Origin of the sequence: Ornithinibacillus californiensis (genome assembly GCF_001038485.1) — a bacterium.
GTDB lineage: Bacteria > Bacillota > Bacilli > Bacillales > Amphibacillaceae > Ornithinibacillus > Ornithinibacillus californiensis.
This window is the reverse complement of sequence record NZ_LDUE01000069.1, coordinates 51,527-72,382: the sequence shown is the minus strand read 5'-3', so window position 1 is coordinate 72,382 and position 20,856 is coordinate 51,527. Positions and strand designations below refer to the sequence as shown.

The 20,856-nt window shown below is 36.8% G+C and carries 24 protein-coding genes, 1 pseudogene and 1 other annotated feature; of the genes and pseudogenes, 21 read left to right on the top strand and 4 right to left on the bottom strand.

What is annotated here, in order from left to right:
* Positions 1 to 160: 160 nt before the first annotated feature.
* From TE34_RS19325 to TE34_RS19255, 15 genes are all read left to right on the top strand, one after another.
* The gene (locus TE34_RS19325; RefSeq protein ID WP_047986448.1) at positions 161 to 844 is read left to right on the top strand and encodes a response regulator transcription factor; all 684 of its coding nucleotides are present in this window, start codon (positions 161 to 163) and stop codon (positions 842 to 844) included.
* Complete coding sequence (locus tag TE34_RS19320) at positions 831 to 1,931, top strand: sensor histidine kinase (protein ID WP_047986447.1); 1,101 nt, start codon at positions 831 to 833, stop codon at positions 1,929 to 1,931. The genes TE34_RS19325 and TE34_RS19320 overlap by 14 nt, the downstream gene beginning before the upstream one ends.
* Before the next feature lie 416 nt (positions 1,932 to 2,347).
* Entirely contained in the window at positions 2,348 to 2,899 is a 552-nt protein-coding gene (locus TE34_RS19315) for a sulfurtransferase TusA family protein (protein WP_047986446.1), read from the top strand.
* Positions 2,900 to 2,911: 12 nt separating this feature from the next.
* Positions 2,912 to 3,307, top strand: a complete 396-nt coding sequence (locus TE34_RS19310; RefSeq protein WP_047986445.1) for a DsrE/DsrF/DrsH-like family protein — start codon at positions 2,912 to 2,914, stop codon at positions 3,305 to 3,307.
* 84 nt (positions 3,308 to 3,391) lie between these two features.
* Positions 3,392 to 4,519 (top strand): MBL fold metallo-hydrolase, encoded by a 1,128-nt coding sequence (locus TE34_RS19305; RefSeq protein ID WP_047986444.1) that lies wholly within the window; start codon positions 3,392 to 3,394, stop codon positions 4,517 to 4,519.
* Between the two features lie 226 nt (positions 4,520 to 4,745).
* Positions 4,746 to 4,973, top strand: a complete 228-nt coding sequence (locus TE34_RS19300) for a sulfurtransferase TusA family protein (RefSeq protein WP_047986443.1) — start codon at positions 4,746 to 4,748, stop codon at positions 4,971 to 4,973.
* 63 nt (positions 4,974 to 5,036) lie between these two features.
* A complete protein-coding gene (locus tag TE34_RS19295) occupies positions 5,037 to 5,816 on the top strand; it encodes a sulfite exporter TauE/SafE family protein (protein WP_047986442.1) in 780 nt (259 codons plus the stop codon).
* 169 nt (positions 5,817 to 5,985) lie between these two features.
* Positions 5,986 to 6,333, top strand: coding sequence for a hypothetical protein (locus TE34_RS19290; RefSeq protein WP_047986441.1), 348 nt, complete (start codon positions 5,986 to 5,988; stop codon positions 6,331 to 6,333).
* A 6-nt stretch (positions 6,334 to 6,339) separates the two neighbouring features.
* Positions 6,340 to 6,600, top strand: coding sequence for a metal-sensitive transcriptional regulator (locus TE34_RS19285; protein WP_047986440.1), 261 nt, complete (start codon positions 6,340 to 6,342; stop codon positions 6,598 to 6,600).
* Between the two features lie 98 nt (positions 6,601 to 6,698).
* Entirely contained in the window at positions 6,699 to 6,995 is a 297-nt protein-coding gene (locus TE34_RS19280) for a rhodanese-like domain-containing protein (protein ID WP_047986439.1), read from the top strand.
* A 47-nt stretch (positions 6,996 to 7,042) separates the two neighbouring features.
* Complete coding sequence (locus TE34_RS19275) at positions 7,043 to 7,402, top strand: rhodanese-like domain-containing protein (protein ID WP_047986438.1); 360 nt, start codon at positions 7,043 to 7,045, stop codon at positions 7,400 to 7,402.
* A gap of 15 nt (positions 7,403 to 7,417) precedes the next feature.
* The gene (locus TE34_RS19270) at positions 7,418 to 7,717 is read left to right on the top strand and encodes a rhodanese-like domain-containing protein (protein ID WP_047986437.1); all 300 of its coding nucleotides are present in this window, start codon (positions 7,418 to 7,420) and stop codon (positions 7,715 to 7,717) included.
* A gap of 29 nt (positions 7,718 to 7,746) precedes the next feature.
* The gene (locus tag TE34_RS19265; RefSeq protein WP_047986436.1) at positions 7,747 to 8,133 is read left to right on the top strand and encodes a DUF302 domain-containing protein; all 387 of its coding nucleotides are present in this window, start codon (positions 7,747 to 7,749) and stop codon (positions 8,131 to 8,133) included.
* 71 nt (positions 8,134 to 8,204) lie between these two features.
* Positions 8,205 to 8,441 carry a glutaredoxin family protein gene (locus tag TE34_RS19260; RefSeq protein WP_047986435.1) on the top strand — a complete coding sequence of 79 codons (237 nt, stop codon included), beginning with the start codon at positions 8,205 to 8,207 and terminating at the stop codon, positions 8,439 to 8,441.
* 312 nt (positions 8,442 to 8,753) lie between these two features.
* Complete coding sequence (locus TE34_RS19255; protein WP_047986434.1) at positions 8,754 to 9,320, top strand: GNAT family N-acetyltransferase; 567 nt, start codon at positions 8,754 to 8,756, stop codon at positions 9,318 to 9,320.
* 99 nt (positions 9,321 to 9,419) lie between these two features.
* Here the strand turns inward: TE34_RS19255 and TE34_RS19250 are convergent, their stop codons facing one another.
* Positions 9,420 to 9,809, bottom strand: a complete 390-nt coding sequence (locus tag TE34_RS19250; RefSeq protein ID WP_047986433.1) for an SET domain-containing protein — start codon at positions 9,807 to 9,809, stop codon at positions 9,420 to 9,422.
* A 341-nt stretch (positions 9,810 to 10,150) separates the two neighbouring features.
* Between TE34_RS19250 and TE34_RS19245 the strand changes: the two genes are divergently transcribed.
* The 6 genes and pseudogenes from TE34_RS19245 to TE34_RS19220 all read left to right on the top strand — a co-directional run bounded on the left by TE34_RS19245 (position 10,151) and on the right by TE34_RS19220 (position 18,206).
* A complete protein-coding gene (locus TE34_RS19245; protein WP_047986432.1) occupies positions 10,151 to 11,521 on the top strand; it encodes a DUF6880 family protein in 1,371 nt (456 codons plus the stop codon).
* Positions 11,522 to 11,578: 57 nt separating this feature from the next.
* Positions 11,579 to 11,834 (top strand) — a binding site (T-box leader).
* A gap of 230 nt (positions 11,835 to 12,064) precedes the next feature.
* Entirely contained in the window at positions 12,065 to 15,157 is a 3,093-nt protein-coding gene (gene ileS / locus TE34_RS19240) for an isoleucine--tRNA ligase (RefSeq protein WP_047986431.1), read from the top strand.
* A 200-nt stretch (positions 15,158 to 15,357) separates the two neighbouring features.
* A pseudogene (locus TE34_RS19235) lies at positions 15,358 to 16,106 on the top strand (class I SAM-dependent methyltransferase).
* A gap of 141 nt (positions 16,107 to 16,247) precedes the next feature.
* Complete coding sequence (locus tag TE34_RS19230) at positions 16,248 to 17,261, top strand: DUF3231 family protein (protein ID WP_047986430.1); 1,014 nt, start codon at positions 16,248 to 16,250, stop codon at positions 17,259 to 17,261.
* 38 nt (positions 17,262 to 17,299) lie between these two features.
* Positions 17,300 to 17,758 carry a hypothetical protein gene (locus tag TE34_RS19225; RefSeq protein ID WP_047986429.1) on the top strand — a complete coding sequence of 153 codons (459 nt, stop codon included), beginning with the start codon at positions 17,300 to 17,302 and terminating at the stop codon, positions 17,756 to 17,758.
* A 157-nt stretch (positions 17,759 to 17,915) separates the two neighbouring features.
* Positions 17,916 to 18,206 carry a hypothetical protein gene (locus TE34_RS19220; RefSeq protein WP_047986428.1) on the top strand — a complete coding sequence of 97 codons (291 nt, stop codon included), beginning with the start codon at positions 17,916 to 17,918 and terminating at the stop codon, positions 18,204 to 18,206.
* Positions 18,207 to 18,249: 43 nt separating this feature from the next.
* On the opposite strand, the gene TE34_RS19215 is transcribed toward TE34_RS19220, so the two are convergent.
* Genes TE34_RS19215 through TE34_RS19205 form a run of 3 tightly spaced genes read right to left on the bottom strand, consistent with a single transcriptional unit; the run spans position 18,250 to position 20,756 of the window.
* The gene (locus TE34_RS19215) at positions 18,250 to 18,798 is read right to left on the bottom strand and encodes a hypothetical protein (protein ID WP_047986427.1); all 549 of its coding nucleotides are present in this window, start codon (positions 18,796 to 18,798) and stop codon (positions 18,250 to 18,252) included.
* Positions 18,799 to 18,850: 52 nt separating this feature from the next.
* Positions 18,851 to 20,098 carry an MFS transporter gene (locus TE34_RS19210; RefSeq protein WP_047986426.1) on the bottom strand — a complete coding sequence of 416 codons (1,248 nt, stop codon included), beginning with the start codon at positions 20,096 to 20,098 and terminating at the stop codon, positions 18,851 to 18,853.
* 55 nt (positions 20,099 to 20,153) lie between these two features.
* A complete protein-coding gene (locus TE34_RS19205; protein ID WP_047986425.1) occupies positions 20,154 to 20,756 on the bottom strand; it encodes a TetR/AcrR family transcriptional regulator in 603 nt (200 codons plus the stop codon).
* Positions 20,757 to 20,856: the final 100 nt, after the last annotated feature.

The window sequence follows — 20,856 nt, the reverse complement described above, 5'->3', positions numbered from 1 at the left end:
AATTAATGGTATTAGGTGAAAGACTGATAAAAAAGAGCAGATATAAATAAAAATTGATTAATTTTCATTAAATTTTCACATGGAAGGAATATGATAAAAGTTAGAAGTGCTTGAGAAGATGGAATAGAGCGTATAGTATAATGTGGCAAGAGGTGAGTGAATGAAACAAACGATATTAGTTGTAGAAGACGATAAGATGATACGAGAACTCATTAGGATTTATTTAAAGAAAGCGGGCTATGAAGTGGTAGAAGCCGCAGATGGAGAAGAAGCAAAAGAAGTCTTTTTAACCAACCATCCTTGCCTAATTATACTGGACTTAATGCTTCCAAAAATTAGTGGTGAAGAGTTTTGTACGTGGGTTCGAGCACAAGAACGAAATGAAGTTTCTATTATTATGCTATCCGCCAAATCACGTACTGAGGATAAAGTGAAGGGTTTAAAAATTGGCGCAGATGATTATTTAGTGAAACCATTTGAGCCGGAGGAACTTCTTGCGCATATAGAGGCAGTGCTGCGTCGTACGGGACAATTTTGCCAAAAGATTACTCATGATGGGTTATGTATTAAACCTCGAAAAGGTGAGGTATTACTATTTGATAAGGAAATACCATTAACAAAACATGAATTCAATCTACTTTTTTATTTTATGGAAAACCCGAATACAGTAATCTCTAGGGGAAATCTCATGGATCAATTGTATCCCTATGCGGATAAATTAGTACTGGATCGAACAATAGATGCTCATATTAAAAAACTACGAAAAAAAATCGAAGAAAATCCTGCTGAACCAAAAAGGATTGTAACGGTTAGAGGAATGGGGTATAAGTTTGTTACGGAATAGACTTAGAAATGCATTTGTTCCCAAACAATTTCTTTTTCGCCTAACTTTTATTAATATTGTAGTCATTACAGCATTTGTAGGTCTTAGTAGCTGGGCGATATATAATACCGCCTGCGTATTAGCTGATGGATTAGTATCCATGAGTAGTCAAAAACAAGACCAGTTTGAAGCTACACTTTTCCAATACTTATGGATTTTTAGTGTTTCTACGATTATTATCGGTAGTCTCACGCATTTCTATTTAACCAAAAAGCTAATCCATCCATTGAGAGAGCTAATTTATTCCACTAAAAAGATGAAGCAGGGTGAGTACCCTAAACCTATTGTAGTGAAACCCGAGGGAGAAATTGGGGAATTGGTTAGTCACTTTAATGATTTAGTTAAACAATTAGAGGACAATGAGCTGCAACGTCAAAAGCTAGTCTCCGATTTATCTCATGAATTTCGTACACCATTATCAAACCTAAATGGTTATCTCCGTGCATTACAAACTGGAGTGGTTGAGGGAAATGAAAAGCTTTACCAATCCCTATATGAGGAATCGAAGCGACTCATTCATTTAGTTGAGCAGATGGAGCAATTGAAAGAATGGGACCACGTATCAACACAGAACTTTACAGAGAAATCCGTCGTAAATATAAAGAAACTAGTAAGTCAATCTGTTGAAATGTTTCGTTGGGCTTTGGAGCAATCGAATGTTAAGGTGCATACTGATGTTGAAAATAATGATGTACTGGTCAATAGTGGTGCCATTACACAAGTCATTAGTAATTTTATCGATAATGCGATTCGCTATTATGAAGGAACAGGGCCAATATTAATTAAAGGTGAAAATTATCGTTCAACGTATAAACTCACTGTAACAGGTCCTGGAAAACCGATCCCATCTGAGGAACAGGGAAAGATATTTGAACGTTTTTACCGTATTGACCATTCAAGGTCACGTGAATTAGGTGGTTCTGGATTAGGGCTAGCGATATCAAAAGAGATCATCGAGCATCACGGTGGTGCGATTGGTGTAAATACAGATGACAACGTGCATAGTTTTTGGTTTCAATTACCTGTAAATGTGGGTGATGTGGGGTGAGATGCATGTATGCTTTAGGTGGATGCTCCCGTTCCTAAATCAGATGAACCCAAAAAAGAGTGAGATGGTCCCTGTTAAAATCCGATGCCCCCATTCGTAAGTGAGATGATCCCGTTGTGAAATAGATACACCTATTCGTGAGGTAGATGCTCTCAATCTTGTTATACATGTACTCAAGCGTGATTCACAATAAAATATAAATGAACGGGTTGACATTTTACCCTATGGGGTATATTATAGGTCATGTAATTAATTTCCCACGAGCGAAATCAGTGGGAACATCAAAAAGGCATCACATAAATGTCGTTTAAGATAACGACTATTTTATTGCTAAAATTTATACCCATGCAGGTATAAGATAGATGTCAACATCACTTTATTTTTTTGATGAAAATAATACCATGGGGGGTAACCAAATGATACAAGCAAATCATCAACTAGATGCAAAAGGCTTAGCATGTCCAATGCCGATTGTGAAAACGAAAAAAGCAATCACCGATCTTGTTGAAGGTCAAGTGTTGGAAGTGCAAGCAACAGACAAAGGATCTAAGGCAGATTTAGCTGCCTGGGCAAATACTGTTGGCCATCAATATTTAGGAACAGTAGAAGAAGGCGATGTACTTTATCATTACATTCGCAAAGGTTCCAATGAGCCAGAAGTGGAAAAATCATTCGAACACACTGTTCCACTTGAAGCAATCGAATCACGTAAAGGCTTAATTTTAGACGTACGTGAAGCAGCTGAATATGCCTTTGGTCATATAGAAGGTGCAAAATCCATTCCAATGGGAGAACTAGAATCACGCCTAGAGGAACTGGATAAAGAAAAAGAAATCTATGTAATCTGCCGTACGGGGAAACGCTCTGACTTGGCAGCTCAACTTTTAACAAAGAATGGTTTTTCAAAAGTTTATAACGTTCTACCAGGTATGACGGAGTGGGACGGAAAAATAACAAAGGATATTTAGGAGGAAATTATTATGTCAAATAAGGTAGCAATTATCGCAGCAAACGGTGGTATGTTTGATGCATACAAAGTATTCAATATCGCAACAGCAGCAGCAGCTTCAGAGAAAGAGGTTGAAATCTTCTTTACGTTCGAAGGTCTTAACTTAATCCACAAGCAAGGAATGCATGCTTTAGAAATGCCAGCAGGAAAAGAACACTTCGCTGAAGGTTTTGAAAAAGCAAACGTACCTTCAATTCCACAACTTGTAGAAATGGCGCAAGAGCTTGGCGTTAAATTTATTGCTTGTCAAATGACAATGGACGTTATGGGGCTTACAAAAGAAGATTTCGTTGATGGAATAGAAGTTGGTGGAGCAGTAACATTCCTAGAATATGCAAAAGATGCAGCACCAACATTAACTTTCTAATTTGATTAAAAAACTTCATGCAGTGGGGAATTTCTCCACTGCAAAAAAATAAACGTAGATATACCTAGGGGGGTAATTTGGAGGATGACGGTAAACAAATGGACAGCAGCAAATGTTGCTAGAAGAGTAATCGATAATGAAGAATTATTTATTTTAGACGTACGAAACGCAGACGCTTTTGCAGATTGGAAAATTGAAGGACATAAGTTTGAGTATTTAAATATCCCTTACTTTGAACTATTAGATGGTGTAGAAGAGATTCTACCGAAGATTCCAACGGATAAAGATGTATTAGTAGTTTGTGCAAAAGAAGGATCTTCTGTCATGGTTGCTGAAATGCTATCTGAAGAAGGCCGTGAAGTAGGATACCTTGAAGGTGGTATGAAATCTTGGAGCAGCTACCTAGAGCCAATTAAAGTTGCTGATCTAAATAACGGTGGCGAGCTATATCAATTTGTTCGTCTCGGTAAAGGTTGCCTATCTTATATGGTTATCTCTGAAGGGGAAGCGGCAATTATTGACGCAGTTCGTTTCACGGATGTATTTACAAGCTTTGCAAAAGAAAAAGGTGTAGAAATCAAGCACGTATTTGATACACACTTACACGCGGACCATATTTCAGGTGGACGTCACATTGCAGCTGAAACTGGTGCAACGTACTATCTACCACCAAAAGATGCATCAGAAGTAGTGTTTGATTACACAGCATTAACTGACGGCTTAAATGTGAAAATTGGATCATCTCAAATTGATGTAAATGCACTTTACTCACCTGGCCATACCATTGGTTCAACTTCATTTGTTATTGATAATCAGTTCCTTCTAACAGGTGATATCTTATTTATTGATTCTATTGGTCGTCCAGACTTAGCAGGACTTGCTGAAGACTGGGTAGGAGACTTACGTGAAACGTTATATACTCGTTACCGTGAACTAGCAGAAGATCTAGTCGTTCTACCTGCACACTTCATGATCATTGATGAGTTAAATGAAGATGGTACAGTAGCAAGACGTCTTGGTGATCTTTTCAAAGATAACCATGGTCTGAACATCGAAGACGAGGCTGAATTCCGTAGCACCGTTACAGATAATTTACCACCACAACCAAATGCGTACGAACAAATTCGTCAAGTTAACATGGGTAAAATCTCTCCAGATAATGACGAACAAACGGAAATGGAGATTGGTCCTAACCGTTGTGCGGTTAGATAAATTTTCGACCTAACCTATGGTGTCGGCGAAGTCTAGTTTAGAACGGTTGATACACTTGAGAATTCGGTTGAAGATCTGTAAAAACGGTGGATATACTCGGGAATTCAGTTGAAACTCTGTAAAAAAGGTTGATAGACTAAGGAATTCGGTTGAAACTCTGTAAAAAAGGTTGATAGACCCAAGATTTCGGTTGATATTCTACAATAAATACAAAGGAGCAATTCATATGAACATTACAAAAACATTAGATGCAAAAGGACTAGCATGTCCAATGCCTATCGTTAAAACGAAAAAAGCAATCGACTCCATTAACTCTGGAGAAGTACTTGAAGTGCTTGTAACGGATAAAGGCGCATTGAACGACATCCCTGCATGGGCAAAATCAGGTGGCCACACGGTATTAGAACACAAAACTGAAGAGGACGTTCTTTACTTCTATATTCAAAAAGCATAATGAAAACCAAATAGCGAGTAGCAATAACTACTCGCTTTTCTAATTTAGAAAGAAGGTTTGTCAATGGATTTATCATTTATCATCGTCATATTTGCAATTGGATTTATTGGTTCTTATTTATCCGGAATGTTAGGTGTTGGTGGATCAATTATTAAATATCCAATGCTATTATATATTCCCCCTTTATTTGGTCTAGTAGCATTTTCTGCTCACGAAGTATCAGGAATAAGTGCTGTACAAGTACTGTTTGCTTCCATTGCCGGAGTATGGGCTTATCGTAAAGGTGGATATCTCAACAAACAACTCATTATTTATATGGGTGGAGCAATTCTTATTGGTAGCTTAATCGGTAGTTATGGATCTAGCTTCTTATCGGAACAGGCTGTGAATGTCGTGTATGGTATTCTTGCTGTTATTGCGGCAGTGATGATGTTTGTACCGAAAAAACAAGTAGATGATATGCCACTAAATGAAGTGACATTTAATAAGCCACTAGCAGCAATCCTAGCTTTAATTGTAGGGGTGGGTTCCGGTATTGTTGGAGCAGCAGGTGGGTTCCTACTCGTTCCTATCATGTTAACCGTGCTACACATTCCAACACGTATGACAATTGCAACAAGTCTAGCGGTCACCTTTATTTCTTCCATCGGAGGAAGTGTTGGTAAACTAGTTACAGGCCAAGTTGACTATTGGCCAGCTCTAATTATGATCGTTGCGAGCTTAATAGCAGCACCGCTTGGAGCTAAAGCTGGTAAGAAAATGAATACACATATATTGCAGATTATTTTAGCCTTAATGATAGCAGTTACTGCAGTAAAAATTTGGTTCGATATTTTAATGTAGTAGAAGCAAATGAAATCGTCACTGAATATAACTTTAAATAATGCAATAGACTGCCACTTCTTGTGTCAGCCTATCTAGTCAGTTAATAGGATTTTATACCTAAATAAACTTGACATTATACCCTAGAGGGTATAATATGAATATATCCTTTTTATCATAGGTGGTGGACATGATTACCTATTTTATTTTAATTGTTGGCTCAATATTATGTATAATGTTATATAAAAGATATTTTCCTGTACTAGGTATTCCTTGTGAAAAAACCGGTCAAGATAAGACAAGCACTGTTGTTCTAGATATTAGGGATTATAATATAGATGTCAATGATCGCCAAAGCGATATGCGCATTCCTTATGCCTATATGAGACGATTTATTCAAGAAATCCCTAGACAAAAACTACACGTGATTGCAAATGATCGCCTTGAACTTAATTTAGGGTTAAGATATTTAAAGAGCAGGGGATATCAAATTGCCAGTTACCATTTAAGTAACTGTCCATGCAGAGATAAGGAGTGATAATAAATGGAATATGATAAATCGGTTGTCAATCGATTAAAACGAATAGAAGGACAAATTAAAGGCGTTTTAGCTATGATTGAGAAAAACGAAGACTGTAAAGATGTCATTACCCAGTTATCAGCTTCACGAAGTGCAATAGATCGTACCATTGGTGTGATTGTTAGTATGAACCTAGAACAATGTGTTCGGGAAAATATAGCTAATGGGGAAAGCACAGAGCAAGTAGTGAAAGAAGCAGTAAATTTATTAGTTAAGAGTAGATAAGTTCACAATTCATGTATGTTAGAAGAGTTGATGAACTTTTCTTTTTAAAGGAAATCATACCCAACAGGGTATAAAACTATTATTTGGAGGTATTTAATATGAAAGAAATTACAGCAAAAGAATTAGAACAAAAACTAACTGCAGGTGAAAAACTAAATATTGTTGACGTAAGAGAAGATGTTGAAGTAGCAACAGGTATCATCCCTGGAGCAAAACATATTCCACTAGGTCAAATTCCTGAGCGCCTAGAAGAATTAGATAAAAATGAGCATTACTACATGGTATGTCGCTCAGGAGGTAGAAGCGGTAACGCATGTCAGTTCCTAATCCAAAACGGCTACAATGTAACCAATATGGTAGGCGGAATGCTTGACTGGGAAGGAGAAATGGAGTAATTTCTCCTTTTCTTTTTTCGAAAAATAACTAATTAGGAGTAGTGAAAATGGATATTATACAATGGATCATCTTAATCTTAATCATCGCATTTTTCGTAAGTCGCTTTATGCCGGTAAAAGGTGTTACGAATATAACGGTTCAAGAAGCAAAAGATAAATTCAAGGAAACATCAGTACAATTCATTGATGTCCGAACACCTGGTGAGTATAAAGCAAATCACCGCAAGCCCTTTAAAAATATTCCTCTTTCCAATCTAGCTAGTAAAGTAGATACACTAGATAAGGATAAAGAAGTAGTTGTCATTTGCCAAAGTGGAATGAGAAGCGCAAAAGCTGCAAAAATGCTTAAGAAGCAAGGATTTCAAAAGATTTCCAATGTTAAAGGCGGAATGAGTGTCTGGATCTAAGAAAGGAAGACGAAAATGGCAAAACAAGTAACACCTGAGGAAGTATCTAAACGTCTTCAGAATGGTGAAGAAGTAACCGTAATTGATGTGCGTGAAAGTAGTGAAGTTGCAACTGGAAAAATACCTGGTGCGAAACATATCCCATTAGGTCAGTTGGCTTTACGTAAAGGCGAACTAGATAAGAGTAAAAGCTATATCATTACTTGCCAATCTGGAAATCGTAGTAAAGCTGCTTGTGGAATCCTAGAAGCATTAGGATATAAGGTAGAGGATATGATTGGTGGTATGAATAACTGGAGTGACAAAACCGAATAAACCTTGAAATTTCTAAGGAGCTGAGGAACTTGTTTCATTATACTGTTGAGACGTCTAAATCAATTGATGAAGCTATACAATCACTCGAAGATAATTTAAAAGAAGAAAAATTTGGTGTCCAGTGGCAATTTAATGTAAAAGAGACACTGGAAAATAAAGGTTTTGAACTAGAGAATCCATTTACGGTACTAGAAGTGTGTAATCCTCAGGAAGCACAAAATGTATTATCAGCCAATCAACTAATTGGATATTTTCTTCCATGTAAAATTGTTGTGTACGAAGACAATCAAGGGAAAACGAAAATAGGTATGCCAAAACCTAGTGCTCTTATCCAAATGGTAGAAGATGAATCTTTACAGGAAGTCGCTACAGATATTGAAAATCGTTTAATTGCTTGCATAGATAAGAGCAAATAGTAAAAGTAAAGCAGTCCATGGCCAGGGACTGCTTTTAACTATTTATTTTAATAGAAATAGAGGTTACTAGGATGAATCAAAACATAACACTCTACACCACCACGATGTGCCCAGTATGTGGCATGGTTAGAGAATTCTTAACGAATATGAATATCGAATACAAAGAAGTTAACGTAGATTTGAATCCAATTGCGATGATTAAGCTAATCGGGAAAACACGAAGGTTCTCTGTACCACAGACTAATATTAATGATGAATGGGTGTTCGGATTTGATCCGGTACGTATGTTAGAAGTTTTAAATGACTGAATGGAATGAAATACTTTAACATTCACCTACCAATATCATTCTTTGTTTCTCTCCCCCTCACCATATAATAATGCCGTATCTTTGTATAAAAGTGTCAAGGGAATTTTGGCTATGGTCAAGAGGTGTGTGTGTAAAATTCCTCTTGTGTAATAAAGTAGTAATAGAATATCATATTAGTATATTTCTATTAAATTGTTGGATTATACCTATGAACATCAATGGCACTTTGGTAATTATACATATGAGAATAAACTAGATGTTCAACCCGGAATATACTATTAGGATTGGAATAGCTGATTAGGAGTTGTAAAAATGAAAGAAGGAAAAAAATTTCCCAACCTAGAAACAGATAGATTATTGTTGCGAAATGCAAATCATGAGGATGTTGATTTTATTTATAGGCATTTTAGTGATGAAAAAGTATGTGAATTCCTATATGATGAAGAATTATTTACAAGTCGAAATGATGCAATAGAGCTTGTTAAATGGTATGAAAACCCAGAAAAAACGGGGTATAATCGCTGGGTACTAGTAAAAAAAGACGAAAACAGAGAGCAAATAGGAACCTGTGGATTTCATCTTTGGGACAAATCGAACAATATTGCAGAAATAGGCTATGATTTATGGTACGAGTATTGGGGAAAAGGTTATATGAAAGAGGCATTAATTAGTGCGATTGAAAGTGGATTCAATCATATGAAATTAAATAGAATTAATGCTTATGTTGCTCTAGATAATATCAATTCTATTAAGTTATTAGAAAAGCTTGGATTTAAAAATGAAGGTGTTTATAGGGATAAACATTTATATAAGGGTAAATATTACGACCATTATTCCTTTTCTTTGTTAAAAAGAGATTGGGATGGGTTCGCTTACTGAACAAGAGCCAAGTTCGTCGAACGAACTTGGCTGCTTTGTTGATAAGCTTATTAACTAGAGAAACCATCTTTAGTCATTCATTACTACATTAATATTTCTCTAGTCTCCTTCTTCTTCCTCATTAAACCATAATGGATCATTATTTTCGACTTCTCCATTATAGTTAATCAGAACCTCATCGCCTGCTTTTATATCCTTATAAGCATAAAATTCGAAGGTATGATTATCAAAATTAATGTCATAATGTGCATTGGGTTCATAAGAATGGTTAAACAACATGCCATATCCAAGAAGGATAGCGGAATGGTTTATTCCATACTCAAATGCATAGTCAGCAAGTAAGGTTTTCTCAATATGTTCATGCTGATCATTCGGATAAGCAATGACAGGTGCCTCATGCAAAAGCTCACCTTTTTTTATATCTCGTGTTGCAAATACTCCTCTGTTGAATTCTCCATCACTTAGTGAGGATGTCTTAATTTCTATCATTATGCACACCTACTTACCTTTTAATATTCTTATTAACTGTAACACTAATATGTATTATGAGCTAATTTTAATGAGTTTAATGATAAATTCTAAAGACGAAATTGGAGTAGTGGAAACGGTTGAAGTTCAAGAAAAATAAGTCATTTGTAAGTTTTTGAACAAATAAAACACACATAAAATGACAATGTGTCATTTGCTAATTATGTGTGTTTTTTCATTGGTAGGCATGCCGTCTTAAAAAACAGGGTATAAAAGGAGGTAGACTGCTTTGCTTGAAAGTAACTGAAGGGGTTGTGATACACTAGTGTATAGAGTTTGTTTGAAGAGAGGGGTCCGAGAAGTTGGATTTACAAAAGGAAGTAGCCAAACTTTCGAAAAAGGAATTAGTTGAATTAGTCATGGAACTAGTGGACGGCGATCAGGAAGTCGCAAGGAAGATTGAGTTTAAACTAGTTACACCGAATGACGAAGTGAAAGCTAGTAAACAATTAATTCGAAAGTATATTAATGAGAATAAGAGACAAGGATTTATCTCATGGCGCAATGTAAACGCCGCCCTACAAGGTGCAGAAATGGTCCTTGATAAAGGTAGGAACAAATTAAACAGTGGAGAAGAAGAAATGGCAGTGAAGTTAGGGATTGCTGTGCTTTCCATTGTTATTGATATGCTTCAATATACCGATGATTCAAATGGAGAAATTGGTTATGTAGTGAATGAGAGTATCACACTTCTTCAAGATGCATCTTCATTAGTACTACTATCTACCAACTATCGTGTGCAGGGGAATACCTTTGACTTGATTCTAAAGGAAGCAATGCACAAGCGTTATGATGGTTGGAGTGATACCCGTTACGAGCTGTTAGACGTATGTACGATTTACTCTGCCCGTTCAACTGCGCGAAGAAAACTAGAGGAAACCTTGGAAAAACTGTTAAGCCAAGTTTCAACTGTTTCTTCACGATCATCTGATTATGATAAACAATCTCTACTGCAGCTTCAATTGAAAATATTAGAGCGAAACGGTGAAATAGATCAAGCTAGTCAGTTCGTGAATAAACACTTGGAATATGATGAATTTAGAAAAATGGCGATTGAAAAAGAAATTGAAAATGAAAACTATGAAACTGCCCTTAAGCTTTGTGAAGAAGGAGAAGCGAATGATAGTTTATATCCCGGCCTAGTGAAGCAATGGAAAGAATATCGACTACAAGTCTATGAAGCAACCGAGGATATGGAAAAGCAAAAAGAAATGCTCATAGAGTTTATTCTTGATAATGAATATGAAGCCTATGCGAAGCTGAAAGACTTATATTCTCCCGAAGAATGGCAGGGAGCGCTAGAAAACATCTTCCGTTTATTCGAGGAAAAATCAGGGTACCTTCCACATGTTTATGAATATATAGCGAAAGCAGAGGAAAGAAGCGATAAAGTGCTTAACTATGTAGAGAAATCACCATCATCCATTGTGGAGCTTTATTCCTACCTAGTGACTGATTATATCGATAGGGTCGAGGATATATTCACGAAGCATATATTATCTGAAGCGGAACTAGCTACTGATCGTAAGCAATACCGCAATGTATGTAGAAAGTTAAAAGTATTCAAAGATGCTTGCGGAGAAACAAAGTTTAGTAAACTAGTGAATGCATTGAAGGATACGTACGAGCGAAAACCTGCATTTGTAAATGAGCTGGAGAAGGTAGAAAAGTAAATCGCCTATTGACAAGAATGCAATCCTCCATTAATCTTATTGTTAATATATAGCCGGTTAAATTCGTTGACGAGAACGAGTAGGCATGTGTTCTGATCCACAGAGAGTTGGTGTTCGGTGAAAGCCAATGTTCAGTCCATGTTCGAAAATCCTCTCCGAGAAGGAAAGCTGAAGCTCTCATTTTTAAGCTTTCCCGGGTACCCGCCGTTAAAAGGGTCGCGTATGATGGTACGTTGATTGAGTGCTGGATGAATGTCGAATATGGCAAATTCCAGAATCAGGGTGGTAACACGGGTAGAAACTCGTCCCTATTATAGGGGCGGGTTTTTTGTGTTTTTGGGTTAGAAATTGCGCAAATGCTAAAGATTAGGTGTTAATCGCTAAAGATGAAGCCAATTTCGCTAAAGTTTATTTCAAAAACGCTAAAGATTGCTCAATCTAAGCTAAAGATTATGTCAACCACCCCACCCGCAGCCAACCAATTCTCTTACGACGAAGGGATTTACCCCAACCGGACTTCTACTTTTAAAGGAGTGAATGGTAATGAAAAGAGTCGACAGCAATGAATCAGTCGTACAACGGGAAAACCGTGTTAAATCGATTTGGAAAGACGAAAACACATTTCAACATTCGATTGAAATGCGTGAAGGAAACAAAACCTTTGTCTTTTATGAAGGCCCCCCAACTGCCAATGGGCTACCACACGCTGGTCATGTCCTAGGGAGAGTCATCAAAGATTTCATCGGCCGCTATAAAACGATGCAAGGGTATCAAGTTATTCGAAAAGCGGGATGGGATACGCATGGCCTTCCCGTTGAACTTGGTGTAGAAAAGAAAATCGGTATCTCTGGGAAAAAGGATATTGAAGCCTTCGGTGTGGAAAAATTTATAGAGGAATGTAAAAAGAGTGTATTCGATTATGAACGAGAGTGGCGCCACTTCACAGAAGCAATCGGGTACTGGGTGGATATGGATGACCCTTATATCACACTGGAGAATAATTATATTGAAAGTGTCTGGAATATACTTGCGACCATTCATGAAAAAGGTCTTCTAACGAAAGGGCATCGTGTAACCCCATATTGCCCGAGCTGCCAAACATCCTTAAGCTCGCATGAGGTTGCACAAGGATACAAAAACGTGAAGGATTTATCGGTCACTGCTAAGTTTAAGGTGAAGGATACCCACAATGAGTATTTTCTAGGATGGACAACAACTCCTTGGACACTTCCTGGAAATGTAGCTCTCGCAGTTAACGAGGAATTAGATTATGTGAAGGTTCAACAAGGGGAAGCGGTTTATGTTGTTGCTGAAAACCTCGTAGGAAAAGTTTTTGAAGGTGAATTTAAGGTGCTTAGTCATCATAAAGGAAAAGAATTCGTTGGTTTAGCCTATGAACCTCCCTTTGATTTTCTAACTTTAAACAATGGCCACAAAGTCATTACTGCTGATTTTGTGACGGATACGAGTGGAACAGGTATTGTGCACCTTGCCCCTGCCTATGGTGAGGATGACTACAAGGCAGTACAAGAAAACGGGCTAGATTTCGTTAATGTTGTTGACCAAGCTGGCTGTTATACGTCGGTAGTCACACCGCTGAAAGGTGAATTTGCTAAGGATAGCGATGTGAAGATCCTTAAAATGTTAGCTGACAAGGAATTACTATTTTCAAAGGAAAAATATGAGCATAGCTATCCGCATTGCTGGCGTTGTGATTCTGCCTTAATCTATTACGCAATGGAAGGCTGGTTTATCAAAACAACCGAAATAAAAGAGAAAATCATCGAAAACAATGAAGGTGTGCACTGGTATCCAGAGCATATGAAACACGGACGATTTGGAAAGTTCCTGGAAAATATGGTGGACTGGAATATCGGCCGTAATCGTTACTGGGGTACGCCGCTAAATGTGTGGGTTTGTGAAAACTGTGACCATCAATACGCACCAAAGAGTATTCAAGACCTCAAAGATCATGCTAAGGGGTCAGTCCCTCATAACTTGGAGTTGCATAAACCTTATGTTGATGAAGTTTTACTCACTTGTCCGTCTTGTGAGGGAGATATGAAGCGGACCAAGGAAGTTATTGATGTTTGGTTTGATAGTGGCTCCATGCCTTTCGCACAGTATCATTATCCATTTGAGAATAAAGAGCTTTTTGAGAAACAATTTCCTGCTGATGTTGTCGTCGAGGGAGTTGACCAGACACGTGGTTGGTTCTATAGCTTACTGACAGTTTCATCTTTATTTACAGGAAAGTCTTCTTACAAACGAGTGCTATCACTTGGACATATTCTAGATGAAGATGGCCAGAAAATGTCAAAGAGCAAGGGGAATGTAATCAATCCGATGGAACTGGTTGAAAAATATGGTGCAGATGCGTTACGTTGGGCATTACTAGTAGATAGTGCTCCTTGGAATAATAAACGCTTCTCTGCTAGTATTGTTAGCCAGGCCAAGTCCAAGCTAGTAGATACTCTAGTTAATATCCATTCATTCTTAAGCCTGTATGCTGAGATTGACCAATTTAATCCAAGCAAACATGAGCACGGCAATAAGACGCAGCTCGATCACTGGGTACTATCGAGACTTCATACCGTAACAAGGAATGTAACTAAATATCTAGATGACTATCAATTTAATCCAGCAGCTAGAGAACTGGCTGTACTTGTAGATGAGGTAAGCAATTGGTACATCCGCCGCTCGAGGAGTCGCTTTTGGAGCGAAGGAATGAATGAGGATAAACTCGCTGCCTACCATACACTGTATGAAGTATTAGTAACACTCAGTAGGTTACTAGCACCATTTACACCGTTCATTACGGATGACGTCCATCGCAACCTAACGGGTGAAAGTGTTCATTTAGTTGATTTTCCAGTGGTGAATGAAGAATTAATAAACGAACAGTTGGAAAAGGAAATGAGTGGGGTGCTGCAAGTAGTAGAACTAGCGAGAAGTGCTCGTAATGCGGCAAATGTAAAAACAAAGCAACCACTTTCAGAGTTAGTGGTAGTTGGAAACAAAAAAAATACAGAATTTCTGTTAGCATATCGCGATATCATTGTAGATGAAATCAATGTGAAGCAGGTTGTTACCTTTGAACAGGCAGGGGATACGATGGAATATGAAGTTAAGCTGAATTTTCCTACCGCAGGTCCAAAGCTAGGGAAAGCTGTAGGCGAAGTTCAAAGAGCATTATTATCCCTTTCCAAGGAAGAACAAAAAAGTGTAGTAGAAACAGGGAATTTTCTGTATCAAACGATTTCAGGAGAGAGCTTACGGATCGAAAAAGAGGACCTTCTAGTTAATTCTAAGCCAAAAACTGGAATGGAACTAGCTGAAAATGAAACGTATTCCATCCTCCTGAACACCGTTGTAACGGAAGACTTAGGTAAAGAAGGTATTGCCAGAGAATTAATCCGCGCCGTGCAACTGTATCGGAAGGAATTAAATTTACCTGTTGAAAAACGTGTAAAATTAACGTTTGATGTTGGAGACTTTATGGAGTCAGTAATACGCGAACATAAACAACTATTAGAAAGTAACTTACTACTAAGTGAGATGCATTTTAATAAAAAGGCTGATATGAAATATATTAAAGTTAATGAACACAGTGTTGGATTAGTAATTGAAGATTAACGAATAAAGCCAGAAATCGTAAGAAGATTTCTGGCTTTCATTATGCTCTTAAAGAAGATATGCCTCTATCTACATGATACAAAAAAGTAAATTATAAGTCTATATTTTTTTTTCAGAATATGAAAAAATAATAATGTGCACAGGGAACGTAACGTTACGATCGATTCTTTAGAGATGAGGGATGTAAAGTGAAGAAAACGATGACGACAGAAGAAGCAATTAAACGGTGGGACATGCATGCGGAAGTATTTACTGCGGGCTATACAGAACTTGGGGATATTAGTAGACGTACCTTGTTAAATCCAACTATTTTTTCTTTAATGGATGATGTGAACGAAAAAAATGTACTAGATGCAGGTTGTGGGGAAGGATATCTTAGTCGAATCCTTGCCCAAAAAGGAGCTTCTGTGACGGCAGTTGATTATTCAGAAAAAATGCTAGAACTAGCTAAGAACCGTACGGAAGAAGATACTAACATTATTTACAACTATGGAAATTGTGAGAACTTAGATTTCTTAGCAGGTAATCAGTACGACATGATTGTGTCAAATATGGTATTGCAGGATTTGGAGGATTACCAAGCTGCTTTTCAAGAAATGTATCGCCTCCTTAAACCAAGTGGTAGTTTTATATTTTCCATTCTTCATCCTTGTTTTATCACTCCGAATAGTGGTTGGATTCGAAACAACAAGGTGAAAAGCTCTATAGGAAGGTAGAAAAATACTTTTATGAAGGGTTCTATGATCAAATGTTTCCTGCTGATGCGAAGGAAAAAGTTGTTTATTATCACCGAACCTTAACAAGTTATTTTAAAGCAATTCATCGGGCCGGTTTTATACTTGAGGAATTAATAGAGCCTTATCCAACAGAGGAAGTATTACAGCAATTCCCGAAGTATGTGGAAGACTTAAATTTTGCTGGCTTTATGGTGTTTAAATTAAGGAAATAGTAGGGAGAGGGGGGACTCGCAATCTTAGAAGCGAGATTTCTCCTCGTTCTTAAAAATCCTTCAGCAACATCTTATATAACTTTTACATATTAAATAAGTTTATGTGGATATTAAGTATATCAAGACGCTAGGAGGATAAATATGCAAGAAAATCACTCTACAAGGCTGACAGCTTCCGAACTTTCAGTGGTTTGGAGCAGCTACCAAAACAACAGTCTTTCTGTTTGCATTCTAAAATACTTTTTAGCCAATACGGATGACCCTGACATAAAATCTATAGTGGATTATGCACTTGAAATTGCAGAAATAAACCTAAACATAGCTAAGGAACTACTATCAAATGATAATCAACCAATGCCAGTAGGTTTTTTAGATGAGGATGTAAGTCCGAATGCTCCTCGTCTATTTTCCGATGCATTTTATCTATACTATATAAAAAACATGTCAAAAGTTGGTCTATCAGTATACGGAGTGGCATTAGTAACCTCGGCAAAGAATGAGGTTCGTAGGTATCTTAGTCAAGCGTTACAAGCAAATACAACATTATACAATAAAACGACAGATGTATTATTAGAGAAAGGATTATTTATTAGATCGCCATATGTTACTACCCCAGATACAGTTGATTTTGTAGATAAGAAAAAGTATTTAGGTGGTTTGCTTAATCTAGGAAGTAAAGACAGACCTCTTAATGTTGCTGAAATTACACATATTAAAGCAAATGTGGAAACAAATGCACTAGGTAAAGCGCTTTTGACTGGTTTAGCTCAAGTTGCTAAATCTAAAAAAGTTCGAAACTATTGTCTGAAAGGAAAAGAAATTGCCAATAAGCACATTGAAGTATTTTCGGCACTGTTAACTAATGATGACTTACCATCTCCTATGCCGTGGGACCTTGAGGTAACGGATTCAACGATACCCCCTTTTTCAGATAAGCTTATTATGTTTCATACTTCTCTACTGATTGCATCCAGTATATCGAATTATGCAACAGCGTCCGCGGCTAGCCTAAGACAAGATATTCAAGCTGATTATGTCCGACTAGCAGCAGAAAACGCACAGTATGCCAACGAAGGGGTAGACATCATGATAAAAAATCAGTGGTTAGAGCAACCGCCACAAATTCCTGATCATAAAAAACTCGCAAAGGACTAAGTGTTGAACATCTTATCGGAAAGAAGGTGTTACTTAGGATGCGAAGCAATAGGATTCAACTATTAATATGGTCATCTATTTTACCTGGTATTGGACAATTTATGAATCAAAAATATATGAAGGGAATAGTTTTAATAGCCCTTGTACTCATCGTCAATATTCAATCTAACTATAATGAAACAATCATTCTAAGTCTTTATGGCAATACAGACGAAGCTATCAAAACAATCGATTATCAATGGTTATTGTTTTACCCATGTATATATTTTTTTGCTATGTACGACGCCTTTAAAGACGCAAAAGGTAAAGATCTTCCTTATTCTTTTTTACCTTTTGTATTTGCTACATATACTGCAACGCTTGGGATAATTTTCTCTTCAAACTTCAGGGTTTGGGGAGTTCAATTAGGTCCCGTTTTTTTACCAGCGTTATTTTTGTTACCAGGGTTATTAGTAGGTTATATTATGATGCGATTATTAGGGGGTCAGTCCCCTTAGAGGAGTTTTCTCGTATACTATGTACGAGAAAACTTTTTTTAAAAATGATTATTCTCCACTAAACCTTTGTATTATGTTCATAATATTCATGATAATATAAAATAGATTGGGTTCCTATAAGAATGATTATGGAATATAAAGCAAGGGAGGGGACAGCGTGAAAGTAGTTATCTATTTTGGATTAATTATTATTTCTTTTGTTTTTTCTATCTATGTAGGGAGTGTGTATTTTAGGAAAAATAATACAATTTTTCTTGCATTCGTCATAGCATATTTACCAACTGTACTGATTTTGGGACTAGGTAGTATTTGGTGGTTTTTAACAGAAACTGATGGGATTAGCCAAGGTCTTGGCGTGACAATATTTGTGATTGCAGCAGGTGTCATAGGAGTTGTTGATCTTATTCTTCTATCATTTTTGAAGGGGAAATCTTTGAATGGGAAATGATACGCACAAAAAGGTCACCCCTACAATTGAAGTGACCTGTTAATTAATCTGCTACAAAAGAATTAGCAATCTGTACAAATATTTCTGGAGTAACCATATCGGAAACCCTTGCGTCTATACTTAATTTGTATTGCCAACCATCCCTTTCAAATACAAGATAGTAAAATAGGATTTTATCTTTAAGGCTGAACTTTGCATATTTTGCCTCAGACCCATCTTTCAATGTATACGTATCAATCAAGAATCTATCTAGTACTTCCATTCGATTTTGAATCGGTCGGACCTCAATTATATAATGGTTTTCAGGTTTATTTTCATGTAGCATTTCCAATACAAATCTATCATTAATGTCGCCGATAGAGTCACTGAACTTTCCAAAGTGATGGGTGAAAGGTAAAGGTGGTATTCTAGTTGGAAGTGGTAATTTCTTATTATAATTGTTCTCGAATTCTTGTAAGGCCATGCCAACATTTTTAAAACCCATGCTAGGATAAAATTCCTCAGGGGAAGCTGGTTGGTCTTCTGCAACAGTAATTGCGGCAAAACCGTATATAGAGATCAAGAACACTACGAAGATGATTAGTCTTTTCACCCAAAAAACCCCCTCATTGTTAATACAGTTATTCTTGCCAGATTAATCAATACTATCCAGTATGACTTTGTTCAGTTAATTGATTGGGTTTCATAAGCCTATAAAACAATACGATACTTATTAATCCCATGACAGCAAATATCGAGGTTAATAATAATGGAGGTACCCAATTACTTATAATCATAAATATCCCAGCTGAACTTACCCCAAGAATAGTTGCGATGGCATATACTGCCATATATGTACTACGGGCATTGTCAGGAACTAAATTGGCTAACATCGTTTGCATAATAGGACTATACATAATCTCCCCAATTGTTGCGATAAACATAGCAACTATAAGGATGATGGGCGATAAGTTAATGCTCAAAATGGTGTATCCAAAAAAATAGATGAACAATCCGAATAACAACACATGATTTTCTCTCCATTTTCTAATAACGTGTGTGATGACAAGCGTAAAGAAAACAACTAACAGTGTATTTTCTCCTTTTAGTATTCCAAGGAGATTGACCCCATCCACATTTAATGAAACCAATGGAATCGGATCATCTATTTCGTTTGCAAGCCTTACTCCAATATAATTGGTTAACTGTTCTTCGATGGAAACTACGAGTAAACTAGCGATGGAAAAGACAATAAAAAAACGGTGTGTGAGAATCCTCTTATAAGATTGGAATACATGCTTGTTATTTGTAGTTTTTTGCTTAGACGACTCTATGACTGGTGTATAGGTTTCTTGGACATATATAAATATGAGGACAACTGATAAGAGGGAAGTACCCGCAACTGTTAGAAGTAAAAAGAAAAGATAATTTAAGAAAAGGAATGCTCCAATCATGCTTCCAATTGCAACAGCAACATTTCTTATCCAATAGGAATAAGTATAGATTACCTTGCGTTCTTCGGGTGAGCTAATATCAATAATGAATGCTTGATACACAGGATTAACCGCGCCGTTACTAAACTGAATAACCAAGAAAAATAAAAAAGTAAGATAGGGATAAGATCCCAAAGGAGAGTTTGTTATAGCCGCCCCAATAAAACCTACCATGATAGCAAGCTCCGAAATTAAAATTATTTTCTTACGTCCAATACGGTCAGAAGTATAGCCACCAATAAAAGAGCCAACAATATTCGCGATCATAACAGCTAAAAATAATACCCCAGTAATGACATTTCCTAATTGCCCAGCAAAGTAAATAATCAAATAAGGAATTACTGTCATGGTAGAAACCGTAGAGATGAAGACTAGAAATAATCGCAAGCGTATCGTCGGATGAATCGACATAAAGTTCATTTTACCACTCCTTAATGATTGATTAATCAATCGTTAATAAAATAAAAGGAAGAACCTATTTTTTAATAGGTCCAAATAAATGCATCGTAGAAGGAACATAAGCTTCCCAGATTGCATCATATCTTCTGTCAGTTGAATTCAGACGAATACCAATTAGAAGGCTAATATAAAGAGTAGCTACGGTTAATGGATCCTGTTCAACCAACAAATTTTTTTCCTGCCCATTTTGTATGAGCTGACCAACCTTTTTTCTAAATTCATCATGAAATCGATCCAATTGCTCAAAAGTTTCAATGTGTTTTTGAAATTGTCCGACCACCTGAACAATTAGAGCCAAATACTCGTTCATACCAGAAAAGAAAACAATATGTTTCTTAACCATCTCCTCGAGCTCAGAAATTGGATTTTCTACTTCCGGGTTAAAATCCAACACATGATTGGATAGATTTTCTAGAGGTTCTAAAACACATGTATTAAAAAGCTCCTCTTTATCTTTAAAGTAGGTGAAGACACTTCCAAAACTAACTCCTGCCGCTTGCGATACTTTTTTGATTGTTGTACCTTCATATCCTTCTGTAGCGAAAAGCTTAGTAGCGGCCTCAAGTATGTTTTCTCTTCTTTGTTGCATTTTTATTTGTTGCTGTTCGGATAATGGCATTTATGATCCCTCATTTTTATGATTGATTAATCAATCATTTATAATTGTTATTAGTTTAGCAGAGTTAAATTTGTTTGTAAAGATTGAAAAGTGAAAGAAT

Bases quoted from the DNA above. Each gene is read 5' to 3' on its own strand.
- TE34_RS19325 (WP_047986448.1), top strand. From the start codon at position 161: ATGAAACAAACGATATTAGTTGTAGAAGACGATAAGATGATACGAGAA.
- TE34_RS19315 (WP_047986446.1), top strand. From the start codon at position 2,348: ATGATACAAGCAAATCATCAACTAGATGCAAAAGGCTTAGCATGTCCA.
- TE34_RS19310 (WP_047986445.1), top strand. From the start codon at position 2,912: ATGTCAAATAAGGTAGCAATTATCGCAGCAAACGGTGGTATGTTTGAT.
- TE34_RS19305 (WP_047986444.1), top strand. From the start codon at position 3,392: ATGACGGTAAACAAATGGACAGCAGCAAATGTTGCTAGAAGAGTAATC.
- TE34_RS19300 (WP_047986443.1), top strand. From the start codon at position 4,746: ATGAACATTACAAAAACATTAGATGCAAAAGGACTAGCATGTCCAATG.
- TE34_RS19295 (WP_047986442.1), top strand. From the start codon at position 5,037: ATGGATTTATCATTTATCATCGTCATATTTGCAATTGGATTTATTGGT.
- TE34_RS19290 (WP_047986441.1), top strand. From the start codon at position 5,986: ATGATTACCTATTTTATTTTAATTGTTGGCTCAATATTATGTATAATG.
- TE34_RS19285 (WP_047986440.1), top strand. From the start codon at position 6,340: ATGGAATATGATAAATCGGTTGTCAATCGATTAAAACGAATAGAAGGA.
- TE34_RS19280 (WP_047986439.1), top strand. From the start codon at position 6,699: ATGAAAGAAATTACAGCAAAAGAATTAGAACAAAAACTAACTGCAGGT.
- TE34_RS19275 (WP_047986438.1), top strand. From the start codon at position 7,043: ATGGATATTATACAATGGATCATCTTAATCTTAATCATCGCATTTTTC.
- TE34_RS19270 (WP_047986437.1), top strand. From the start codon at position 7,418: ATGGCAAAACAAGTAACACCTGAGGAAGTATCTAAACGTCTTCAGAAT.
- TE34_RS19260 (WP_047986435.1), top strand. From the start codon at position 8,205: ATGAATCAAAACATAACACTCTACACCACCACGATGTGCCCAGTATGT.
- TE34_RS19255 (WP_047986434.1), top strand. From the start codon at position 8,754: ATGAAAGAAGGAAAAAAATTTCCCAACCTAGAAACAGATAGATTATTG.
- TE34_RS19250 (WP_047986433.1), bottom strand. From the start codon at position 9,809: ATGATAGAAATTAAGACATCCTCACTAAGTGATGGAGAATTCAACAGA.
- ileS (WP_047986431.1), top strand. From the start codon at position 12,065: ATGAAAAGAGTCGACAGCAATGAATCAGTCGTACAACGGGAAAACCGT.
- TE34_RS19230 (WP_047986430.1), top strand. From the start codon at position 16,248: ATGCAAGAAAATCACTCTACAAGGCTGACAGCTTCCGAACTTTCAGTG.
- TE34_RS19225 (WP_047986429.1), top strand. From the start codon at position 17,300: ATGCGAAGCAATAGGATTCAACTATTAATATGGTCATCTATTTTACCT.
- TE34_RS19210 (WP_047986426.1), bottom strand. From the start codon at position 20,098: ATGAACTTTATGTCGATTCATCCGACGATACGCTTGCGATTATTTCTA.
- TE34_RS19205 (WP_047986425.1), bottom strand. From the start codon at position 20,756: ATGCCATTATCCGAACAGCAACAAATAAAAATGCAACAAAGAAGAGAA.